This is a genomic window from Nocardioides jishulii, from assembly GCF_006007965.1.
In the GTDB taxonomy this organism is placed as follows: domain Bacteria; phylum Actinomycetota; class Actinomycetes; order Propionibacteriales; family Nocardioidaceae; genus Nocardioides; species Nocardioides jishulii.
The window spans coordinates 625,860-646,755 of sequence record NZ_CP040748.1; the positions used below are offsets into that span (position 1 = coordinate 625,860).

Genomic DNA, 20,896 nt, shown 5'->3' on the forward strand with positions numbered 1-20,896 from the left:
CCGCGGGCCCGGACTCAGGCTCGGGCGAGCGGCTCGACAGCGGCAGCGCGGACGGCGTCGGCGAAGGAGGGGTGGGTGCGGACGATGACCAGGTCCTGGTCGCGGTTCACGTGCACCCCGACGGAGTTGCGCAGGGAGTTGGCCACACCGAAGACGACCGCGCCCGTCAGGATCACGAGGCCGACACCTGCCAGCACTCCGGAGCGGCCGTCGTTGGCCGCCACGGCGCCGGCCAGAAAGCCACCGCCGGTCAGGCCCGCGGCCCAGGCCGCCCACCGCCGCCTGTTCCAGTGGTCGTAGGCCGCGTGCGTGAACGGAACCTTGAGCTCGTACCGCCGCATGGTCAGCATGGTGGCCAGCAGGTATCCGAACACCGAGAACACGAGCAACACCGTGATCCACAGGGGCGTGGTGGTGCCGCGCAGCGTCACGGTCTCGTTGGTCGGGCGCCCGGTCTTGACGCAGGTGTCGAGGTCGACGACCACCTTCTCGGCAGCCCAGGGCAAGGTCACGTCAGCCATGCCCCAACGGTAGGGAACAACGTGCACCACGTCTGGTGCTCGGCTAAGTCCGTCGGTGGAACCGTAGGTCGCCGTTGGCCATCCGGCTCATGTCGTAGCCGGGGTCGTGGGATCGGTGGTGATGGTGGGAGCACAGGAGCGCCGCGTTGGACAGGTCGGTGGCGCCGCCGTGTGACCACGGCACGAGGTGGTGCGCCTCGGACCAGGTGCCGGGGATGTCGCATCCCTCGGCTCGGCAGGTGGTGTCCCGCAGGGCGAGGGCCCGGCGTTGGGCCTTGGTGAAGAGTCGGGCGGCTCTGCCGACGTCGAGGACCTCGCCGTCGGTGCCGAGGACCGCTGGGATGATCTGGGCCGTGCAGGCCAGGCGCCTCGCCTGCGCGGCGGTGATCGTGGCGTGGCCGTCGCCGGGGGTGGCGTTGTCGATGGTGGCCACGCCGAGGTCGCGGGTGAGGGTCTCGAACGGGATCGTGACCATGAGGTGGGTGGCGTCGCCGCCGTGGATGGGCAGTCGTGTGGGGTCGAGGGTCTCCAGCAGCTGACCGAAGGCTTCGGCCATCCGGCGGGGGTGGGACCCCTGCATGCCGAAGCCGGTCTGCTCGTCGGTGTCGTGGCCGGTGTCGTGGCCGGTGTCGTCCTGAGCGGCGTTGCTGCGGACCGCACCGTCGCTCAACCTCGGATTCGTGAAGGCGTGCAGGTAGGTCGCCAACCTCGCGGCCGTGGCATCCGGGACGATCGCGCTGATCCGAGTCGTCCCATCGCCCAGGGCCCGGATCCGCAGGCGCTGCCGCTCGGCCGCGCGCTTCTCGGCCTCAGCGAGCCGGCGGGCTTCTTCCTCCTCGAACCGGTCGGGGTCGACGACCTCGAGGATCCGTCGGCCGAGCTTGACCAGGGCGCTCGGGTCGTGATCGGCAGCGAGCGCGACGAGCCTCACCTCGGCTGCCTCGATCACGTCGGCACCGACTCGGGAGGGCAGCTCCTCCACGGCGGCAGCAATGACCCGCGCCTGCGCGATCGACACGTGCCCTTCGCGCACCGCGCGGGCCAGTACCGCGCGCTCTCGGTCCAAGGCGACTGCCAGCCGCAGGTCGGCTGCGGCGTCGCCGCGCCGCGTACGCGTGTGGAACGCCAGCCAGGCCGCAGCGTCCCGGAACCCCTCCGCGCCGGCCACGTCGCCCGCAGAGGCCAGCACGCGCAACCGCAGCTCCGCGGCGCGGCTCTCGAGGACGACCAGGTCGCGCAGCACCGCTGCCTTGTCGCCGGTGGGCATGAAGGTGGGGTTGACGTCGGCGACCGACTTCAGCGCCTCGCTGATCGTGCCGGTCAGCTCGCTCAACGGATGCATGCCGCCACCTCTCTCCACCTCATGTCAGCCCACGTGGAGCCGTCCCGTGCTTCCATTCTTGCTCGAACACATGTTCGAACAACAGTCCTGAAATCAGGTATCCGAGGTCTCGCCACGACAGTCAGGCGCCCCGCGTACCGTGGGACGCATGAGCGATCCCCGCCCTGAGGCACGCCGCCACCACCGCCCGGTGGTGCGGACCGACGCCTTCTTCGAGGAGATGACCGGCAGCGACCCCGCACAGGTGCGCGAGGCCGGCGAGCTGGCAGCCACGATGCTCGTGCGCGGCGTACGCCGAGAGGGCGACGAGGTGCTGATCGACCGGGTGGTCCGCCTGGCTGAGACCGAGGGGCTGGAAGTGCTCGCCGACATCTGGTCCGGCTCTCCGAGCGACTCCCTCGCCGGGACGCTGTGGCGGCTCTACCTCCTGACCACCTGGGTGAAGACCAACCCGCACCGGGTCGCCGAGGAGTTCCGTGCCGGTCGCGGCACCGCGCAGGCCGCCGGGGTCGTGTCCGGCATCGCTGATCCGCCAGGCCCCGAGCAGGTGCTCGCGATGATCGACGAGGTGCTCCACGGCATCGTGCGCGGTGACTTCGTCGACGTCCTGCACCGGGCCGCAGCCTTCTCGCACGTGGTCGCCACCGGCCGAGCTCACCTGGGCCACGCCAGCCACGACGAGACCGTGCGCATGCTCCAGCTGGCCGAGCAGCTCGAGGCCGCGTCGCGCCTCGAGGCGCAGGGCGCCCTGGTCTGAGCCCTCGTCGTCGCCGGGGTGAGAACCATCTCGTCCGCGGGGGTCGCCGCCGTCCCCGGACCGGCATAGACTCTTCTCGTGCACCGGGCCGCTGAAGCCCCGGGTCCCAAAATTAGCCGCTACGAGCGGCCACGCGCCGAGAGGTGCTCTCGGCCCGGTGCACACCCTCCGCCTCCTCTGGCAGCCCTCTAGGCTCGCGGCATGGGTCGTCTCAGTTCCGCCGTCAGCCGCCTCCTCGGACGTACGTCGTCCACCCCGCGCGGCGTTGCCGATCTCCGACCCGCCGCGCCCGGCGGCCCCGTCGTGCAGTACGCCGTCGAGGTCGACGGCGAGCCCGATCCCGGCGAGGTGGTGTGGGGCTGGGTGCCCTACGAGGACGACCCGTCGCAGGGCAAGGACCGGCCGGTCCTGCTCCTGGCCCACCACGACTCGGTGTGGTTCGGGCTCATGCTGAGCAGCCAGGACCACTCGCGCGACCCCGCTCGGGAGGCCCGGCACGGGCGTCACTGGATGGACGTCGGCAGCGGTGCGTGGGACAGTCAGGGCCGTCCGAGTGAGGTGCGTCTCGACCGTCTGCTCCGGCTCGACGGGGCCTCGATCCGGCGCGAGGGCGCCGCGCTCCCGAAGCCGGTCTTCGACCGCGTCGTGGCCAGGGCTCGGCAGTTCCACGACCTCGGCTGAGCGGGGCACGCCGTCGGGCCGACGGTCACCCCGGTGTCGGTAGGCTGACCCGGCGACACACCCGCACGTCCTCGACGTGCGCCCTTGGCATGAGAGAGAAGATCCCCGCCCCATGACGACCCGCCGACCCGCCCTGGCCCTGGCCTCGCTCCTCACCTTTGCTCTCACGGCGACTGCCTGCACGAGCGACGGGGACCCCGGCGACGGGCCCTCCGCCACCCCCTCCCCGACGGTGCGTGCCGAGCCGGACCACCTCACCTTCGGCGTCTTCGGCACCGAGGCCGAGATGGTCGCCTGGGACGAGACGCTGCGCGACTTCAACGAGGGCAACAGGTCCACCCGGGCGAGCCTGGTCGAGTGGACCTCGCAGGAGGCGGCCCGCAGTGCGCTGGCCAGCGGTGACCCCGAGCAGGTGCCTGACGTCTTCCTGATGGCGCGTTCCGACCTGCGCCTGGCGATGGACGAGAAGCTGACCCGCCCCGTCAGCGAGCTGCTCGACGAACGAGGCGTCGACTTCGGCGACAAGTTCTCGCGCGACGCGGTCGAGTCGTTCAGCCTCGACGGCGACCTGCAGTGCATGGCCTACTCGATCTCGCCGATGGTGATCTACCTCAACGAGAAGCTCATCAACTTCGAGGTGATGACGGAGCGCGGCCTCGACGTCTCCTCGCGCTGGGACCGCTGGCGGATGCCCCAGTTCGCGGAGGCGGCCCGCTTCGGCACCCGGCCCGTACGCGGCGTCTCCGGCGTCCACATCGACGCCTCGGTCGAAGGGCTCGCCCCCTTCATCCTCTCCGCCGGCGGCTCGCTCTTCGACGACGCCAAGAACCCCACCTCCCTCGCCTTCTCCTCGGAGGAGACCCGGGACGCGCTGGCGGAGGCGCTGCCCGTGCTGCGCGACGCGAGCATCACCCTGCCCGAGGACAAGATCGCCAAGCGGTCTCCGCTGGAGTGGTTCAAGCGCGGCAAGCTCGCCATGATGGCTGGCCAGCGCGGCCTCGTGCCCGAGCTGCGCGAGCAGGAGGGCCTCGAGTTCAACGTGATGCCGATGCCCTACCTCGGCTCCGCCGCCACCGTCGGCGACGTCGACGGCCTCTGCATCTCGGCCAAGACCGAGCACCCCGGACAGGCGGCCGACCTGATCGCCCACCTGATCGGCGACGAAGCCACCGTCAAGGTGACGGAGGCCGGCGCGATCGTCCCGGCCAACCTGACCGTGGCCGCCTCCGACGCCTTCCTCCAGAAGGGCCAGATGCCGGAGCGTTCGCGAGTCTTCAACTCGGCCATCCGTGGCATCGAGTTCCAGCCGCTGGTGCCGTCGTGGGAGGCGCTGGAGAAGGCCGTACGCCCCTACGTGCGCCAGCTCCTGCTCGACCCGGGCGAGATCGACCTCGAGGCGATCACCGAGCAGATCGACGAGGCCTCACGCACGGTGCTGAGCCCCGAGGACGTCGAGCCGAGCGAGAGCCCCAGCCCGAAGGACTGAGCCGGCCAGGCCGTCAGGGCCCGGCCCGGCCGGGCCGTCAGGCCTCGGTCGACTCGTCGTCCGGCCCGTCGGGGACGACCGGCGGCTCCTGGTCGGCGAGCACCGTCGCCTCGACGAGTGCGTCGAGGACGAGGTCGACCTGCCAGCGCCGCGCGCCGTAGCCGCTGAGCTGCCGGCGCAGCTGCTGCGCCAGCAGCTGCGGGTCGCGGGTAGCGGGCGGCGTCCACATCGCGCGGCGTACGTGGTCGGGCGTGATCAGGTTCTCGACCGGCAGGTGGTGCTCGGCGGCAATGGAGAGCGTCGCGTCGCGGGCCACCTTGTAGCGGCGGTCGGCGACCGGGTCGCGGTCGGCCCACGCCTTGACGGGCGGGGGGCCGTCGCCCCGCAGGGTGCGCGGGGGCAGCTCCTCCTCCGGGATCTGCATCGCTGTCGCGATCGCGTCCATCCAGCGGTTGGCGTAGCGCTCGGCGCCGCGTCCGTTGAAGCCGCGGGTGGCCAGCAGGGCGTTGCGGTTGGCCGGCATCGCGGCCGCCGCGGCGACCAGCGCGGCGTCGGGGACCACCCGGCCGGGCGTCACGTCGCGGGTGCGGGCGATCTCGTCACGCGTCTCCCACAGGGCCCGGGCCACCGCGAGGGCACGGCGTCCGCGCAACTTGTGCAGGCCCGCCGTACGCCGCCACGCGTCGACCCGGACGGTGGGCTGGAAGTCCAGCAGGTGCGTGAACTCCTGCTGGGCCCACTCCCACTTGCCGGCCTTCACGAGCTCGGACTGCATGTGGTCGCGCAGCTCGGCGAGCACCTCGACGTCGAGGGCGGCGTACTCCAGCCACGGAGTCGGCAGCGGACGCTTCGACCAGTCGGCGGCGGAGTGCTCCTTGCGCATCCGCAGGCCCACGACCTCCTCGACCAGGGTGGCGAGGCCGACCCGGGGCATGCCGAGCAGGCGACCGGCGAGCTCGGTGTCGAAGATCGTGGTGGGCTCCAGGCCGACCTCGCGCAGGCACGGCAGGTCCTGGGTCGCCGCGTGCAGGATCCACTCGGCGTCGCCCATGGCCTCGGCCAGCGTCGGCAGGTCGGAGTTGAAGGCGATGGGGTCGATCAGCCACGTGCCGGAGTCGCCGCGCCGCAGCTGGATCAGGTAGGCCCGCTGCGAGTAGCGGTAGCCGGAGGCGCGCTCGGCGTCCAGGGCGATGGGGCCGGTGGCCGCCGCCAGGGCAGCGCAGGCCTCCTCCAGGCGCGAGGGGGTGTCGACGACGTCCGGGATGCCGCCGCTCAGCGTGAGCAGGGGTACGGGGGGCGGGGGAGGGGCGGTCTCGCCCTCGGTCTCCTCGCCCGTCGGGACCGGCTCCGTCGGCTCGGTGCCTGTCGCGTCGTCAGAAGTCATGGGGTCGTGTTGCTCCGCTGTCCACGTCGTTGGGGGAAGGCGGCGACGCCTTCGGGCACCGGCGGGAGGCCGACTGCCGTACAGAGAAGTTCACCCCATGCCTCGACGTGGGCGCGCAGCGAGGTCTGGTCCTCGTCGATGTCAGGGGTCCAGGAGGCGCGGATCTCGAGCTGTGCCGTCGTCGGCTCGTCGACCATCCCGCCGAAGGCCTCGGTGGCCACGCGGGTGACGGTGCCGGAGGCGGCACGCCACGTCGCTCCGTGAGCTGTGAGGGCGTCGGTCAGCCAGGTCCAGCCGACCTCTCCGAGGAGCGGGTCGATGGCGAGCTCGGGGTCGATCTCGGCACGGGAGTAGGCGACGAGCCGGAAGGTGCCCTGCCAGGTGTCGTTGCCCTGCGGGTCGTGCAGCAGGATCAGGCGGCCGGTGCCGACCTCGTCCTCCTCGACCTCGACGTCGGCGGTGATCGCCGTGGCCCACGGTGCGATGCGCTGCGGGGCGGGCATCTCCTCGACGGCGACCTCGACGCGCATCGTCGCCGCCCGCACCTGGTCCAGCGCCCTGAGGAACGCGGCAGGGGGTTCCTCCGCCCCGTGCCCACGGCGGGTCTCCGAGTACGCGACCATGGCCTCACGCTAAGTCACGCCCGCTCCAGCGATGTGCCAACACGCCGCCTGACCTGCGATGATCGCGAGGTGAGCCCGTCCCCCGCCGCCGCTGACAGTGTCCTCCTCGCCGCCGCGCGCGGAGAGGCGGTGAGCCACACGCCGGTCTGGTACATGCGTCAGGCGGGCCGCTCGCTGCCCGAGTACCTCAAGGTGCGCGAAGGCGTCGGCATGCTCGAGTCGTGCATGGACCCTGACCTCGTCGTCGAGATCACCATGCAGCCCGTCCGCCGCTACGGCGTCGACGCGGCGATCTTCTTCTCCGACATCGTGCTGCCGCTCAAGGCGGTCGGCGTCGACCTCGACATCAAGGCGGGCGTCGGCCCGGTCGTCGCCGAGCCGGTGCGCACCCTCGCCGACGTCGAGAGGATCCCCGACCTCACCCCCGACCACGTCCCCTTCATCACCCAGGCCGTGCAGGGCCTCGTCGGTGAGCTCGGCGCCACTCCGCTGATCGGCTTCGCCGGAGCGCCCTTCACCGTCGCGTCCTACCTCGTCGAGGGCGGTCCCTCGAAGGACCACGCGAAGACCAAGGCCATGATGCTCGGCGCCCCCGAGGTGTGGGACGCGTTGATGCGCAAGATCGCCCAGATCGCCTCGGCCTACCTCAAGGTGCAGGTCGACGCCGGCGCTTCTGCGGTCCAGCTCTTCGACTCGTGGGCGGGCGCGCTGACCCCGCAGGACTACGCCGAGCACGTCATGCCGCACTCCTCGCGCGTGCTGGCCGAGGCCGGCGAGCTGGGCGTGCCGCGCATCCACTTCGGCGTCGGCACCACCAACCTGCTCTCCCTGATGGGCGAGGCCGGCGCCGACGTCGTCGGTGTCGACTGGCGTACGCCGCTCGAGCGCGGCATCGAGCTCGTCGGCGACCGCGCCGTGCAGGGCAACCTCGACCCCACGCTGGTCTTCGCTCCGACCGACGTGATGCTGGCGCGCGCCGGCCAGGTGATCGAGGCCGGACGGGCCGCCAGGGGCCACATCTTCAACCTCGGCCACGGCGTCATCCCCAGCACCGACCCCGACCAGCTGAAGAGGCTGACGGAGTTCGTGCAGTCCTACCCGTTGGGCTGAGTCGACGCGGGCTGTGACGCCTGGGTCGTCGCTCGGGCGCCCCTGCTGGCCTCGGCCTGCAGGCAGAGCACGAGGTCGCGCACCGGCGCGGACAGCTGGTGGTGGCGGTGCTGCAGCACCAGGCGTACGGCCGTGCGGTCGCCCCGCAGCGGCCGCGTGGTGACCAGCCCCGCGGTGTGCAGCGGGTCGCCCACGACGCTGAAGTCGGGCAGCAGGGTGATGCCCAGGCCGTCGGCGACCATGAGCTTGCCGAGGTCGGCCCCGTCGGTGCTGTGCGCCTGCTGGGGCAGGTCGCTGCCGAAGAGGCGGTTGGCCACCCGGTGCATCAGGTAGCCGCTGCGCATCAGGATGAACCGCTCGGTCCGCAGCTGGTCGGCGGTGAGCGCGTCGTGCTGCGTGAGTGCGTGGCTGGGCGGGAGCACGGCGACAGGGCGGCCGTGGAGCAGCACCGTCGAGGTGAGGTCCGTCGGTACCGCGTCGTCGGCGAGCAGGTTGACCAGGCCGAGGTCGAGGCCGCCGTCGAGGAGGCCGCCGTGGATCTCGTGCTGCTGCAGCGGCAGCACCTCGACGCTGGTCTCGGGCTGGTGGGCGCGGAGCGCCTTGATCGCCGGCACCAGCACGGTCGAGGTGGCTCCGTTGACGGTGCCGATGCGCAGCACCCTGCCGGTGACACCCTGGTCGCCAGCCGCCGTACGCAGCCGGTCCACCGACTCCAGGACGTCGACCATGTGCGGCAGCAGCTCGCGCCCGGCACGGCTGATCCGGCTGCCGGTGCGGCGGCGGTCGAGCAGGGGCAGCCCGAGCTCGCGCTCGAGCTTGCCGACGGCCTCGCTGAGGGCGGGCTGGGAGACGTGCAGGTGCTCGCTGGCCTTGCGCAAGGACCCGTAGCGGGTCACGGCGACGACGTACTCGAGCTGTTCGAGACGCACGAGGCTCCTCCTGGGGCTGGGTGGGTGGCGGGGTGAGAGGTAGGGCCTGTCGCCCGCCAGTCGGAATCTGGCGCTGGACGAGTGGTCCCGCCTTGCGCCTCCAGTAAGTCTAGTGTTTTGATTGACATACGCGATACAACATTGCGTGATTCACCCACACGCGGTGGCGCTCGGCGTCGACCTGCCGCGTCGACCCCCCTCCGGAGGCTTCCCGCATGACCAGCACCGAGCGCCCGCCGCTCCAGTTCGCCTACTGGGTCCCCAACGTCAGTGGTGGCCTGGTCGTCAGCAACGTCGAGCAGCGCACCGACTGGAGCTACGACTACAACGTGAAGCTCGCCCGGACGGCGGAGGCGAACGGTTTCGACTACGCGCTGACCCAGGTCCGCTACCTCGCGTCGTACAGCGCTGCGGACCAGCACGAGTCGACCTCCTTCTCGCTGGCCCTGCTGGCCGCCACCGAGCGCCTGAAGGTGATCGCCGCGGTCCATCCCGGCATGTGGCAGCCCGGCGTGCTGGCCAAGTTCCTCACCACCGCCGACCACATCTCCGGCGGTCGCGCCGCCGTCAACGTCGTCAGTGGCTGGCTCAAGAACGAGTTCACCCAGCTGGGCGAGCCGTGGCTCGAGCACGGCGAGCGCTACCGTCGTGCCGAGGAGTTCATCCAGTACCTGCGGGCGATCTGGACCTCGGACTCCGCCGAGTTCAACGGCGACTTCTACCGTCTCCACGACTTCAACATGCGGCCCAAGCCGCTCGACCTGCCCGGCCGCTCGCACCCGGAGGTCTTCATGGGGGGCAACTCCACCGCCGCTCGGGGCATGGGCGGCCGCGTGGCCGACTGGTACTTCATGAACGGCAGCAGCCCCGAGGGTGCCCAGGAGCAGATCGACGAGGTCAGCGCCCACGCGGCGGCCGCCGGTCGCGCCGTGAAGTTCGGCATCAACGGCTTCATGATCGCCCGCGACACCGAGGCCGAGGCCCACCAGGTGCTGCAGGACATCATCGACGGCGCCGACCGCGAGGCCGTCGAGAGCTTCGGCGACGCCGTCAAGCAGGCCGGGGCCTCCACGGCCGACAAGAAGGGCATGTGGGCCGACGCCACCTTCGACGACATGGTCCAGTACAACGAGGGCTTCCGCACCGGCCTGGTCGGTACGCCCGAGCAGGTCGCGCGCCGCCTGCTGGAGTACCGCCGCCGCGGCGTCGACCTGATGCTCTGCGGCTTCCTGCACTTCCAGGAGGAGGTCGAGTACTTCGGCCGCGAGGTGCTCCCGGTCTACCGCGAGCTCGAGGCCAGCGAGCTGGCGGTGGCCTCGTGACGCAGCAGCTCACCGTGACCGAGGGCAGGGTCCCGGTCCTGGACCCGGCGTCCGCCCGCGCCGAGGCTGCGCGCCTGCGTGACCGGTTCGCCGAGGGCGCCTCCGAGCGCGACGCCCAGCGGATCCTGCCCCACGAGCAGGTGCGTGAGCTGGCAGCCTCCGGCCTGCTGGCCATCACCGTGCCGGCGGCCCACGGCGGTGCGGACCTGCCGGTCGAGGTCGTGGCGGACGTGATCCGGCTGATCTCACAGGGCGACCCCAACCTGGGTCAGATCCCGCAGAGCCACTTCGCCTACGTCAACTCGCTGCGGCTGTCGGCCGCGCCCGCGCAGCAGGCGTTCTTCTTCGGCGAGGTGCTCGCCGGGAAGATGTTCGGCAACGCCCAGTCCGAGCTCGGCACCAAGCACGTGCGCGACTACCGCGCCACGCTGCTGCCGGCGGGCGAGGGGGAGTGGGTGCTCAACGCCGACAAGGGCTACTGCACCGGAGCGCTCTTCGCCGACTGGATCCCGGTCCTGGCCCACCTCGACGTCGACGGCCCCCTGCACGTGGCCTGGGTCGAGCGACACACCGAGGGTGTCACCGTCGTCGACGACTGGGACGGCGTCGGCCAGCGCACGACGGCGAGTGGCGGCGTACGCCTGGTCGACGTCACCGTGACCGAGGACCTGCTCACCCCGTTCCACGCGACCTTCGACGGCCGTCCGCAGACCTACGGTTCCTTCGCCCAGACACTGCACGCTGCCATCGACGCGGGCATCGCCCGCGCCGCGGTGACCGAGGCGGCTGCCTTCGTCACGACCACGTCGCGCCCCTATCCCGACGCGGGCGTCGATCGCCACGCCGACGACCCGCTGGTCGTGCACGCGTTCGGCGAGCTCGAGGTGGCCGTACGCGGTGCCGAGGCCCTGCTGGCCGAGGCTGCGCGCGCCGTCGACCGGGCCAACGCCGACCTGACCGCCGAGACGGCAGGAGCGGCCAGCCTCGCCCTGGCGGCGGCACGCGCCGCGACCACCCGGGCGAGCGTGGAGGCAGCCAGCCGGCTCTTCGAGCTGGCGGGCACCCGCTCCGCCCTGGGGCGGCTCAACCTTGACCGCCACTGGCGCAACGCCCGCACCCACACCCTGCACGACCCGGCGGCCTGGAAGATCCAGCACCTGGGCCGTCACGTGCTCGACGGGGTCCTGCCCCCGAGCCACGGACAGATCTGACCCCGAGGAGACAACACAGATGAGCAAGCTGAAGTTCCACTGGTTCCTGCCGACCAACGGTGGCGACAGCCGAGACGTGGTCGGCGGCGGCCACGGCGTCGACGTCACGGCGTCCACGCGTCCGGCCACCGTTCCCTACCTCGGGCAGATTGCCCGCTCCGCCGAGCAGCTCGGCTTCGAGGCCGCCCTCACGCCGACCGGTGCGTGGTGCGAGGACGCCTGGGTCAGCACGGCGATGATCAGCAGCCTCTCGGAGCGACTGAAGTTCCTGGTCGCCTTCCGTCCCGGCCTGGTCGCCCCGTTCCTCGGCGCCCAGATGGGCGGCACCTTCCAGAACCTCTCCGGTGGACGGCTCGCCGTCAACGTGGTGGTCGGCGGCGAGGACCACGAGCAGCGGATGTTCGGCGACTTCTCCACCAAGGAGGAGCGCTACGAGTCGGCCGGCGAGTTCCTCCACATCGTCCGCGCCCTCTGGGCGGGCGAGACGGTCAACTTCACCGGCCAGCACCACTCCGTCGAGAACGCGACGCTCCACCAGATTCCCTCGCCGGTGCCGGCGATCTACTTCGGCGGCTCCTCGCCCGCCGCCGGTGACGTGGCCGCGAAGTACGCCGACGTCTACCTGACCTGGGGCGAGCCGCCGGCCGCCGTCAGGGAGAAGGTCGAGTGGATCAAGCGCCTGGCCGCCGAGCAGGGCCGCGAGCTCACCTACGGCGTGCGCCTGCACTCGATCGCCCGCGACACCTCCGAGGAGGCGTGGGCCGTGGCGAACCGGATGCTCGACGGCATCTCCGAGGAGCAGATCGCCACGATCCAGGCGGGTCTGGCGCGTAGCGCCTCGGTCGGCCAGCAGAAGATGCTCGAGCTCAACAAGGGCTCGAAGGAGCACCTCGAGGTCCACCCCCACCTGTGGGCGGGCATCGGCCTGGTGCGCGGTGGTGCCGGCACCGCGATGGTCGGCTCGCACTCGGAGATCGCCGACCTGGTCGAGCAGTACGTCGACGCGGGCATCACCGAGTTCGTCATGTCGGGCTACCCGCACCTGGAGGAGTCCTACCACTTCGGTGAGGGCGTCCTGCCCGAGCTGACCCGCCGCGGCCTGTGGGAGCACCCGGCTCCGACCGGACCGGTCCGCGCCTCGGTGCCGTTCGGCGGGGTGCCGGTCGCCGCCTCCTGAGCGCTCGGCCCGGCCGTCCACGTCGTGGTCGGTGGGCGCGCCGGGCCGCGAAGTCCAGTTATTCACTATAGATTGACCACAAAAGTGGCCTACCGAAGGATCTCCATGAGCTCTCCTCGCACCGTCGTCCTCGTGGGCAACCCCAAGCCCGCCTCCCGCACGCTCGACGCCGCCCTGCTGGTGGCGCGCGAGCTCGACGGCGAGCCCGACCTGGTCGTCGACCTGGCGACCTGGGGCCCGCGCCTCCTCGACTGGTCGGACGCCGAGGTCGCCGAGCTGGTCGCCCAGGTCAGCGCCGCCCGGCTGCTGGTCGTCGCCAGCCCGACCTACAAGGCCTCGTACACGGGTCTGCTCAAGCTCTTCCTCGACCGGATCGCCGGTGGCGGGCTCGTCGGCACCGTGGCGGTGCCGCTCATGCTGTCGGCGGCCCCCGGCCACGCGATGGCGGCCGAGACCCACCTCCGGCCCGTGCTCACCGAGCTCGGTGCCACCGTCCCCGGCGCGGCGCTCAGCGTGGTCGACACGTCCTACGACGACCCCGCGGCGTACGAGGCGTGGCTGACCACCACCCGCCCCGTCGTCACCGCCCTGCTCGACCAGTCCGACGCACCCACCCCCGTGGCCGGCTGACGCCGCGCCCCGCGAGAGGAACCCCCATGACACAGGCACAGGCACAGACCAGGACCACCGACATGACCGACCCACGCGCGCTGCGCGACGCGTACGGCACCTTCCCCTCCGGCGTGGTGGCCGTGGCCGCGCGCGTCGGCGGCCAGCTGATCGGCCTCGCCGCCAGCTCGTTCACCTCGATCAGCGTCGAGCCCCCGCTCGTCTCCTTCTCGATCGCCAGGACGTCGAAGACCTGGCCCGCGTTGCGCGCGGCGAAGGAGATCGGCATCAGCGTGCTGGCCGACCACCACGACGCGCTCTGCCGCCAGCTGGCCGGACCGGCGGAGTCGCGCTTCGAGGACCTCGGGCTCCACACGTCCGCCGCGGGTGCCGTGCTGCTCGACGAGGCCGTCAGCACCTTCACCACCACCCTGCACTCCGAGCTCGAGGCGGGCGACCACCTCATCGTGCTGCTCGAGGTGTCGGCAGCAGAGTCGTCCGGGGACCGTGAGCCGTTGGTCTTCCACCGCAGCGGCTTCCAGCGCCTGCACCGCGACGACCTGGACCCGGCGGCCCTGTCGGGCCGCCTCAACGGTGAGCCTGTCGAGAATGAGGGCGAGGGCGCGGACGCCGCCTGACGGGGACCGCGGCCGTGACGTTCTCCCGGCCGTCTGGCACATTGGACGGCATGGCTCTCCCAGCTGCAGGCGACCCCGTCGTCGTGGTCGGAGGCGGCCTCGCAGGGCTCGCCGCCGCCCGACGTCTTGCCGAGTTCGGGCACGACGTCCTCGTGCTCGAGGCGACTGATCGCCTCGGCGGCAAGCTGCGCTGCGCCGAGGTTGCCGGCGTGACCGTCGACGTCGGAGCGGAGGCGATGCTCAACCGCCGTCCCGAGGGCGTGGCGCTGGCCCACGCCGTCGGGCTCGAGCTGGAGCATCCGGCCGTCGCCACCTCCCGGATCTGGACCCGCGGTGCCCTGCGACCGCTGCCGCGCTCACTGATGGGCGTCCCGCTCGACCTGGAGAACCTGGAGGCCTCCGGCGTCCTCAGCCAGGCGGGTCTGGAGCGGGTGCGGCGCGAACCGTCGCTGCCGGCGACCGTCATCACCGACGACGTCTCGGTCGGTGACCTCGTGGCCGCACGCTTCGGCGAGGAGGTCGTCGACCAGCTGGTCGAGCCTCTCCTCGGTGGCGTCTACGCCGGCGATGCCCGCCGGCTCTCCGCGCGCGCCTGCGTCCCCCAGCTCGTCGCCTTCGCCGAGCGTGGCTCGCTGCTCGACCAGGCCGGCACGATCCCGACCACCTACGACGTCCCGGTCTTCGCCGGCATCGCCGGTGGCATGGGCACCTGGCCCGCACGGCTCGCCGACGCGACCGGTGTCACCGTCCGTACGGGGACGACCGTGCGCGAGCTGCGACGCAGCCCCACGGGCTGGTCGCTGGCCGTGGGGCCGACGACGACTCCGGAGGTCATCGAGGCCAGCGCGGTCGTGGTGGCCACCCCGGCCGCCCCGGCCGCCCGTCTGCTCAGCGAGGTCGCTCCGAGGGCCAGCGCGGCGCTCGCCGGGATGGAGTACGCCTCCACGGCCGTGGTGACCTTCGCCTTCGGGGTCGACGACGTCGCCGAGCTCGACCGCCTGTCCGCCTCCGGGTTCCTCGTGCCCCCGAACGAGGGCCGGAGGATCAAGGCCTCGACCTTCTCCTTCGCCAAGTGGGAGTGGGTGCGCAGCGCCGGGGCGGCCGCCGGCGTCGCCCACCTGCGTACGTCGTTGGGTCGCCACGGCGACGAGTTGGCGTTGCAGGCGACCGACGACGAGCTCGTCGCCTGGTCCCTGGCCGACCTTGCCGACGCCACCGGCCTGCGCGCGGCCCCCGTCGACGTGCACGTGCAGCGCTGGGGCGGTGGACTGCCGCAGTACGCCCTGGGCCACGTCGACATGGTGGCCGACCTGCGCGCCAGCCTGCCGCCCGGGCTCCAGGTCGCCGGGGCTGCGTACGACGGCGTCGGGATCGCGTCCGTCATCGGTTCCGCGCACGTGGCCGCCTCCGGCCTGCTGGGCTCCTGAGCGCTGCGCCGCAGCCAACCGGGCGACCTGCACAATGGCACCATGAGCGAGCAGTCCACCCAGTCCAACGCCTCCCGCATCAACGAGCTCAACGAGGCGATCCGCTACACGATGTGGTCGGTCTTCAAGCTGCGTGACGTCCTGGGCGACGCCGACCGTCCCGCCGAGGCCGCCGAGGTCGAGGCCCTCTTCGAGACCCTGGCGGGCGAGGACGTGAAGGTCCGCGGCGTCTACGACGTCTCCGGGCTGCGCGCCGACGCCGACGTGATGGTCTGGTGGCACGCCGAGGACTCGGTGCAGCTCCAGTCGGCCTACAACCGGCTGCGTCGCACCGCCTTCGGCCGCCGCCTCGAGCCGGTCTGGTCGCAGATGGCGCTGCACCGCCCGGCCGAGTTCAACCGCAGCCACATCCCCGCCTTCCTCGCCGACGAGACCCCGCGCAAGCACATCTGCGTCTACCCGTTCGTGCGCTCGTACGAGTGGTACCTGCTGGAGGACGCCGAGCGGCGTCGGATGCTCGCCGAGCACGGCAAGATGGCGCGCGGCTACGCCGACGTGCGGGCCAACACGGTCGCCTCGTTCGCGCTGGGTGACTACGAGTGGATGCTCGCCTTCGAGGCCGACGAGCTCTACCGCATCGTCGACCTGATGCGTCACCTGCGCGCCTCCGACGCCCGCCGCCACGTGCGCGAGGAGGTGCCGTTCTACACCGGTGCCCGCGTCGAGGTCAGCGAGCTGCTCGAGCTGCTGCCCTGATGGCCGGCGGCGCCGTCGACTTCGCGGTGCCGCCCGAGGCGGCGTACGACTTCCTCGTCGACCCCACCCGTCGCCCGGAGTGGCAGTCGTCGTTGCGCGCCGTCGAGCTGGTCGACGGGTGGACGCCCGGCGATCCGGTGGTCGCGGGGCTGCGCTGGCGGGACGTCACGTGGCCCGGGGTGCGGCCGTTGATGACGCTGACGCGGGCCGACCGGCCGCAGGCCTGGGCCGAGTCGGGGGAGTGGGGTGCCTTCTCCGCCGAGCTGGTGCTGACCTTCGTGCCGGCGCGTCCGGGATGTTGCGTGGTCGCCGACTTCGAGGTGCGCGCCGACGGCGTGCTGCGCCCGCTCGGGGCGGTGCTCACCACGCTGGCGACCGGGCCCGTGCTGGCGGACCTGCGCCGTGCGGCGCGGCTGCTCAGTCCTTCGGGTGCAGCTTGATGCTGAGCGAGTTGATGCAGTAGCGGTCTCCGGTCGGGGTGCCGTAGCCGTCGGGGAAGACGTGGCCCAGGTGCGAACCGCAGCTGGCGCAGCGGACCTCGACCCGCTTCATGCCGAAGGACGTGTCCTCGATGTACTCGATCGTGTCGGTCACCGGCTGGTAGAAGCTCGGCCATCCGCACCCGGAGTGGAACTTGGTGTCGGAGGTGAAGAGCTCCGCGTCGCAGGCGCGGCACGAGTAGGTGCCGGTCGTGTCGGTCTGGTCGTACTCACCGGTGAAGGCGCGCTCGGTGCCGGCCTCGCGGAGCACGTGGTACTCCTCGGGGGTCAGCTGCTCGCGCCACTCCGCGTCCGTCTTCTGCACCTGGTAAGCCATGGCCCCAGCCTACGAGGGGCGGGGAAGCCGGAGGATTGGCCGCGCCGAAGTCCCGGATGCGCCCTCGAGTTGCCTCTAGCGTGGGCGCATGGCGAAGAGCACCGAGGCATACGTGCAGGCAGGCGAGCGCGAGGTGCGGGTCTCCTCGCCCGAGCGGGTCATCTACGAGGCGACGGAGACCACGCCCGAGGTCACGAAGGTGATGGTGGCGCAGTACTTCGCCGACGTCGAGGACGGGTTGATGCGCGCCCTGCGGGAGCGACCCACCGCCATGGAACGCTGGCCGTCGGGCTGGCGCGAGGGCATGCAGCTCGCCACCGGACCCCAGGACAAGGACGCCGACGGCTTCTACCAGAAGCGCGTGCCGCGCGGGGCTCCCGACTACCTCGAGACGGCGCGGATCACCTTCCCGTCGGGCCGCACCGCCGACGAGATGTGCCCCACCGAGATCGCGGTCCCGGTCTGGGCCGCCCACATGGGCACCCTCACCTTCCACCCGTGGCCCGTGCGCCGCGACGACGTCGACCACCCCGACGAGCTCCGCATCGACCTCGACCCGCAGCCCGGCACCGACTTCCGCGACGTCGTACGCGTGGCGCTGGCGGCCAACGACCTGCTCGCCGACCTCGGCATGACCGGCTTCGTGAAGACCTCGGGCAACCGCGGTCTCCACGTCTTCGTGCGCATCGAGCCCCGGTGGGAGTTCGCCGAGGTGCGCCACGCCGCCATCGCCTTCGGGCGCGAGCTGGAGAAGCGTGACGACGGCGTCACCACGGCCTGGTGGAAGGAGGAGCGCGGTGAGCGGATCTTCGTCGACTTCAACCAGAACACGCGCGACCGCACCATCGCGTCGGCGTACTCCTTGCGGCCACGTCCCGGGGCTCCGGTCTCGATGCCACTGGCGTGGGACGAGCTGGACGACGTCACGACCGCAGGGGCGTTCAACCTCTTCACCGTGCCGGAGCGGCTGGCTGGGAGGGGGGACGCGTGGGCGGCGATCGACGAGAGCGCCCACTCCCTGGAGCCGTTGCTGGAGAAGTGGGCCGAGCACCCGGTCGAGCTCAACTTCCCGCCCGACCATCCCAAGGTGCCCGGTGAGCCGCCGCGCGTGCAGCCCTCCAAGAAGGTCGCCTCCCACTGGGACGCCGAGGGCAACCGCGTCGAGTGAGCCGCCGCGGCGACATGCCGGCGAGTTTCCCGAATTGCCCGGCGGCTGCGGAGGTCGAGACGTACCGTGTGGGAAATCTGCTCGTAACACAACCGTGGGGGACGGTCGCATGGGCGATAGACGCACTGCCGACGGACGCAGGCACCGGCGCGGGGGAGCGGCCCTGATCCTGGCGACGCTCTTGGCGGTCACGGCGTCATGCGGAGACGACGAGGGTGGCGGAGCGGCTGCCGAGGAGTCTTCGGGCTCCACCGTGAAGGTCTACATGGTCGACGGCGACGGCAAGCTCATCGCCGTGGAGAAGAAGGTCGACGGCGCCGACCAGATGCGGCCCCAGGGGAAGGCGCTGGCCGCCGTCAAGCTCCTGGTGTCGACCACGGCCACGGACGACCCGATGAGCCACTGGGGTGGCCGATGTGCCGCCGGCGCGAAGGTCGAGTCCCTGGAGCAGGAGGGGAACGTCATCAGCGTGCGGGTCAACGGCCCTGCCGGCGTCATGTGCCCGCGCAGCGGCACCGCCCTCACGCAGCAGCGCCAGCAGCTGGCCTGGACGGTCGTCGAGAACATGCAGGCCAGTCCCGGCACGGCCGTGCGGCTCTACGGCCCCAACCGCGGGCTGATGTGGCAGGACGTCGTGGCCAACGAGGACGTCCTGGCCAAGTGAGTGGCCCGGTCGCCCGAGGCCTACCTCGGGGGTGACCTGACGCTGCGCGGTCCCTGACGCGCACGTCGTCGGGGGCCCGGTGCCTCTGCTCAAAGCAAAGTCAAGTAAGTTAGTAGTGTTACTTGACTGTTGTTCGGAGGAGAGCGTCATGGGTCCTGTCATCGGCTACGTCCCGGGGGTGTTCGACCTGTTCCACGTCGGCCACCTCACCATGCTGCGCCAGGCGCGTGAGCACTGCGACGTCCTCGTGGCCGGTGTGGTCTCCGACGAGGTCTGCCTGGTCGGCAAGGGAATCCAGCCGACCGTGCCTGAGACGGAGCGCGCAGAGATCGTCGAAGCCATCGGCATCGTCGACGCCGTCTATGTCGAGAGGCACCTCGACAAGTCCGAGGCCTGGCGTCAGGTCGGCTTCAAGCGCATCTTCAAGGGCGACGACTGGCAGGGCACTCCGAAGGGCGACGCCCTCGAGCACCAGATGCTCGGCATGGGGGTCCAGGTCGTCTACTTCCCCTACACCGTGCACACGTCCAGCACCGCCCTGCGTCGCAAGCTCGGCGTCACCGGCGAGCGTGCCTCGTGAGCGCGGAGCTCGCCGAGCGTCGCCCGACCCTGCGCCCAGTCCTGCCCCCGGTCCGGCCCCAGTTCGCGCCGACCGTCGCCACCGGCGTACGCGTGGACGACGTCGGCGTGCTGGTGCCCGGGACCCCGGGCCCGTTGGTCCTGCGCGTCGACGGCTCGTACGTCTGGTCCTTCACCCCGGTGCGAGACGGGCGTCCCGAGCGCGACGGCCTGCTCGTCGCGTGGCCCGGTGTGCTGCGCCCCTACCTCCGAGGTCGCGCCCGCATCACCGTGAGCGACGTCAGCGGCGAGACCGTGCTGCACGACGCCGACGTCGTGCTGGGTGGCAGTGACAGGCCGGTGGCGATCTTCGACGGCCAGGGCCACCCGCTGTGCGTCGACAAGGTCGGTCACCTGACGCGCTCGTTCGCCGACACCGCCCTCGAGGTCCGCGAGGAGATCCTCGCGGGCACCCAGCGCGCGCTGAGCGACCTGCGTGCGGGAGCCGGTGTGGAGGCCTACCTCAACTACGGCGCGCTGCTGGGCGCGGTGCGCGACGGCGCGATGATCGCGCACGACTCCGACACCGACGTCTGCTACGTCTCGCCGCACGACTCGCCTGCCGACGTCATCGCCGAGTCCTACCGCGTCGAGCGCGAGATGCGGGCCCGCGGCTGGAACCTGCTGCGCATGTCGGGCGGCGACATCAAGCTGCTGCTGCCGCTCAGCGACGGCCGCAACTGTCACATCGACGTCTTCGTCGCGTTCTGGGTCGAGGGCACCTTCTACCAGCTAGGCAACCGCTCGGGACACCTCGACCGCACCGCGGTGCTGCCGCTCTCGACCATCGAGCTCCACGGTCGCGAGTTTCCCGCGCCGGCCGATCCGGAGGCGATGCTCGCGTTCATCTACGGCCCCGGGTGGCGGGTGCCCGACCCCTCGTTCACCTACGCCGACCCGCGGGCGGGCGTACGCCGCCTCGACGGTTGGCTGCGCGGCTTCCGCACGCACATGGGCGGGTGGGCGCAGTTCCACGACGGTCCGGGTCGCCAGGCCCGTCTCAGGCGGAGCCCTTTTGCCGTCTGGGTACGTCGCCAGGTCGGTGCCGGCGACCCGATCGCCGAGATCGGTGCGGGGGCCGGGCGCGACGCGCTCTTCTACGGGCGCAAGGGCCACCCGGTCAGGGCCTACGACTACTCCAGGATCGCCCGGTCCCGCGCCCGGGCGTCGATCCGACGCCAGGGAGTCGAGGCACGCGTCGAGAAGCTGATCCTCGGGGAGCTGCGGACGGTGCTGCTCACGGGCGCCGAGCTCGCCCGCGACCCGCACCACCTCACCGCCCGGCTGCTGCTCGGAGCCCTCGAGCCGCACGAGCGCGACAACTTCTGGCGCCTGGCGCGGATGTCCCTGCGCGGCAGTGACAAGTCACTCTTCGTCGAGTTCAGCGCCCGGGTGCCCGGCGTGGTCCCGGGTGACGCCGAGGACCGCGAGTCGCTGGGCACCCCCGGTCCCGGCCACCTCGTGCATCGGCTCTCGCCGCGCACGGTACGACGCGAGGTCGAGGCCGCCGGCGGCGTCGTCGAGCTCGTCGAGATCGCGCCCGGCCTCGACGTCACCGAGGCCGAGGACCCCGCCGTCTGCCGGATGCGGATCACCTTCCCGACCCGCCGCGCCTGACGGCTGGCCCGCCGCGCCTGACGGCTGGCCCGCCGTGCCT

The 20,896-nt window shown here is 71.8% G+C and carries 22 protein-coding genes; 16 read left to right on the top strand and 6 right to left on the bottom strand.

The window, feature by feature from the left end; translation table 11 throughout:
- Positions 1 to 14: 14 nt before the first annotated feature.
- Both FCL41_RS02910 and FCL41_RS02915 read right to left on the bottom strand, forming a co-directional pair.
- A complete protein-coding gene (locus FCL41_RS02910) occupies positions 15 to 521 on the bottom strand; it encodes a hypothetical protein (protein ID WP_137067452.1) in 507 nt (168 codons plus the stop codon).
- Positions 522 to 564: 43 nt separating this feature from the next.
- Positions 565 to 1,863 carry an HNH endonuclease signature motif containing protein gene (locus FCL41_RS02915; RefSeq protein ID WP_137067451.1) on the bottom strand — a complete coding sequence of 433 codons (1,299 nt, stop codon included), beginning with the start codon at positions 1,861 to 1,863 and terminating at the stop codon, positions 565 to 567.
- Positions 1,864 to 2,011: 148 nt separating this feature from the next.
- On the opposite strand from FCL41_RS02915, the gene FCL41_RS02920 reads away from it, so the two are divergent.
- The 3 genes from FCL41_RS02920 (at position 2,012) to FCL41_RS02930 (ending at position 4,787) form a co-directional block, all read left to right on the top strand.
- Positions 2,012 to 2,620, top strand: coding sequence for a hypothetical protein (locus tag FCL41_RS02920; RefSeq protein ID WP_137067450.1), 609 nt, complete (start codon positions 2,012 to 2,014; stop codon positions 2,618 to 2,620).
- Between the two features lie 201 nt (positions 2,621 to 2,821).
- Entirely contained in the window at positions 2,822 to 3,301 is a 480-nt protein-coding gene (locus tag FCL41_RS02925) for a type II toxin-antitoxin system PemK/MazF family toxin (RefSeq protein WP_239021744.1), read from the top strand.
- Positions 3,302 to 3,413: 112 nt separating this feature from the next.
- Positions 3,414 to 4,787 (top strand): ABC transporter substrate-binding protein, encoded by a 1,374-nt coding sequence (locus FCL41_RS02930; RefSeq protein ID WP_137067449.1) that lies wholly within the window; start codon positions 3,414 to 3,416, stop codon positions 4,785 to 4,787.
- A 37-nt stretch (positions 4,788 to 4,824) separates the two neighbouring features.
- On the opposite strand, the gene FCL41_RS02935 is transcribed toward FCL41_RS02930, so the two are convergent.
- Together FCL41_RS02935 and FCL41_RS02940 are read right to left on the bottom strand one after the other, a co-directional pair.
- Entirely contained in the window at positions 4,825 to 6,171 is a 1,347-nt protein-coding gene (locus FCL41_RS02935; protein ID WP_137067448.1) for an HRDC domain-containing protein, read from the bottom strand.
- Positions 6,168 to 6,794, bottom strand: coding sequence for a DUF3000 domain-containing protein (locus tag FCL41_RS02940; RefSeq protein WP_137067447.1), 627 nt, complete (start codon positions 6,792 to 6,794; stop codon positions 6,168 to 6,170). Before FCL41_RS02940 ends, FCL41_RS02935 begins: the two co-directional genes overlap by 4 nt.
- 69 nt (positions 6,795 to 6,863) lie before the next feature.
- On the opposite strand from FCL41_RS02940, the gene hemE reads away from it, so the two are divergent.
- Positions 6,864 to 7,904 (top strand): uroporphyrinogen decarboxylase, encoded by a 1,041-nt coding sequence (hemE, locus tag FCL41_RS02945; RefSeq protein WP_137067446.1) that lies wholly within the window; start codon positions 6,864 to 6,866, stop codon positions 7,902 to 7,904.
- On the opposite strand, the gene FCL41_RS02950 is transcribed toward hemE, so the two are convergent.
- Positions 7,889 to 8,833 carry a LysR family transcriptional regulator gene (locus FCL41_RS02950; protein ID WP_137067445.1) on the bottom strand — a complete coding sequence of 315 codons (945 nt, stop codon included), beginning with the start codon at positions 8,831 to 8,833 and terminating at the stop codon, positions 7,889 to 7,891. The genes hemE and FCL41_RS02950 overlap by 16 nt on opposite strands.
- Positions 8,834 to 9,048: 215 nt before the next feature.
- Between FCL41_RS02950 and sfnG the strand changes: the two genes are divergently transcribed.
- From sfnG to FCL41_RS02990, 8 genes are all read left to right on the top strand, one after another.
- Positions 9,049 to 10,155: a dimethylsulfone monooxygenase SfnG gene (sfnG, locus tag FCL41_RS02955; RefSeq protein WP_137067444.1), complete on the top strand. Its 1,107-nt coding sequence runs from the start codon at positions 9,049 to 9,051 to the stop codon at positions 10,153 to 10,155.
- Complete coding sequence (locus FCL41_RS02960) at positions 10,152 to 11,366, top strand: SfnB family sulfur acquisition oxidoreductase (protein WP_239021745.1); 1,215 nt, start codon at positions 10,152 to 10,154, stop codon at positions 11,364 to 11,366. The genes sfnG and FCL41_RS02960 overlap by 4 nt, the downstream gene beginning before the upstream one ends.
- A gap of 19 nt (positions 11,367 to 11,385) precedes the next feature.
- Positions 11,386 to 12,543: an LLM class flavin-dependent oxidoreductase gene (locus tag FCL41_RS02965; RefSeq protein WP_137067443.1), complete on the top strand. Its 1,158-nt coding sequence runs from the start codon at positions 11,386 to 11,388 to the stop codon at positions 12,541 to 12,543.
- A 105-nt stretch (positions 12,544 to 12,648) separates the two neighbouring features.
- Positions 12,649 to 13,173: an NADPH-dependent FMN reductase gene (locus FCL41_RS02970; RefSeq protein ID WP_137067442.1), complete on the top strand. Its 525-nt coding sequence runs from the start codon at positions 12,649 to 12,651 to the stop codon at positions 13,171 to 13,173.
- 62 nt (positions 13,174 to 13,235) lie between these two features.
- On the top strand, positions 13,236 to 13,790 hold the full coding sequence (locus tag FCL41_RS02975) for a flavin reductase family protein (protein WP_137067441.1): 555 nt from the start codon (positions 13,236 to 13,238) through the stop codon (positions 13,788 to 13,790).
- 50 nt (positions 13,791 to 13,840) lie between these two features.
- Positions 13,841 to 15,217, top strand: a complete 1,377-nt coding sequence (gene hemG / locus FCL41_RS02980) for a protoporphyrinogen oxidase (RefSeq protein WP_137067440.1) — start codon at positions 13,841 to 13,843, stop codon at positions 15,215 to 15,217.
- Positions 15,218 to 15,259: 42 nt separating this feature from the next.
- The gene (gene hemQ, locus FCL41_RS02985) at positions 15,260 to 15,973 is read left to right on the top strand and encodes a hydrogen peroxide-dependent heme synthase (protein WP_137067439.1); all 714 of its coding nucleotides are present in this window, start codon (positions 15,260 to 15,262) and stop codon (positions 15,971 to 15,973) included.
- Entirely contained in the window at positions 15,973 to 16,413 is a 441-nt protein-coding gene (locus tag FCL41_RS02990) for an SRPBCC family protein (protein WP_137067438.1), read from the top strand. The genes hemQ and FCL41_RS02990 overlap by 1 nt, the downstream gene beginning before the upstream one ends.
- Here the strand turns inward: FCL41_RS02990 and msrB are convergent.
- The gene (gene msrB / locus FCL41_RS02995) at positions 16,391 to 16,789 is read right to left on the bottom strand and encodes a peptide-methionine (R)-S-oxide reductase MsrB (RefSeq protein ID WP_137067437.1); all 399 of its coding nucleotides are present in this window, start codon (positions 16,787 to 16,789) and stop codon (positions 16,391 to 16,393) included. The two genes, FCL41_RS02990 and msrB, sit on opposite strands and share 23 nt — an antisense overlap.
- 88 nt (positions 16,790 to 16,877) lie before the next feature.
- Between msrB and FCL41_RS03000 the strand changes: the two genes are divergently transcribed.
- The 4 genes from FCL41_RS03000 to FCL41_RS03015 all read left to right on the top strand — a co-directional run bounded on the left by FCL41_RS03000 (position 16,878) and on the right by FCL41_RS03015 (position 20,856).
- Positions 16,878 to 17,957 carry a DNA polymerase domain-containing protein gene (locus FCL41_RS03000; RefSeq protein WP_137067436.1) on the top strand — a complete coding sequence of 360 codons (1,080 nt, stop codon included), beginning with the start codon at positions 16,878 to 16,880 and terminating at the stop codon, positions 17,955 to 17,957.
- Between the two features lie 109 nt (positions 17,958 to 18,066).
- Positions 18,067 to 18,621 carry a hypothetical protein gene (locus FCL41_RS03005; RefSeq protein ID WP_137067435.1) on the top strand — a complete coding sequence of 185 codons (555 nt, stop codon included), beginning with the start codon at positions 18,067 to 18,069 and terminating at the stop codon, positions 18,619 to 18,621.
- A 148-nt stretch (positions 18,622 to 18,769) separates the two neighbouring features.
- On the top strand, positions 18,770 to 19,201 hold the full coding sequence (locus tag FCL41_RS03010) for an FAD synthase family protein (RefSeq protein WP_137067434.1): 432 nt from the start codon (positions 18,770 to 18,772) through the stop codon (positions 19,199 to 19,201).
- A complete protein-coding gene (locus FCL41_RS03015; protein WP_137067433.1) occupies positions 19,198 to 20,856 on the top strand; it encodes a class I SAM-dependent methyltransferase in 1,659 nt (552 codons plus the stop codon). The genes FCL41_RS03010 and FCL41_RS03015 overlap by 4 nt, the downstream gene beginning before the upstream one ends.
- Positions 20,857 to 20,896: the final 40 nt, after the last annotated feature.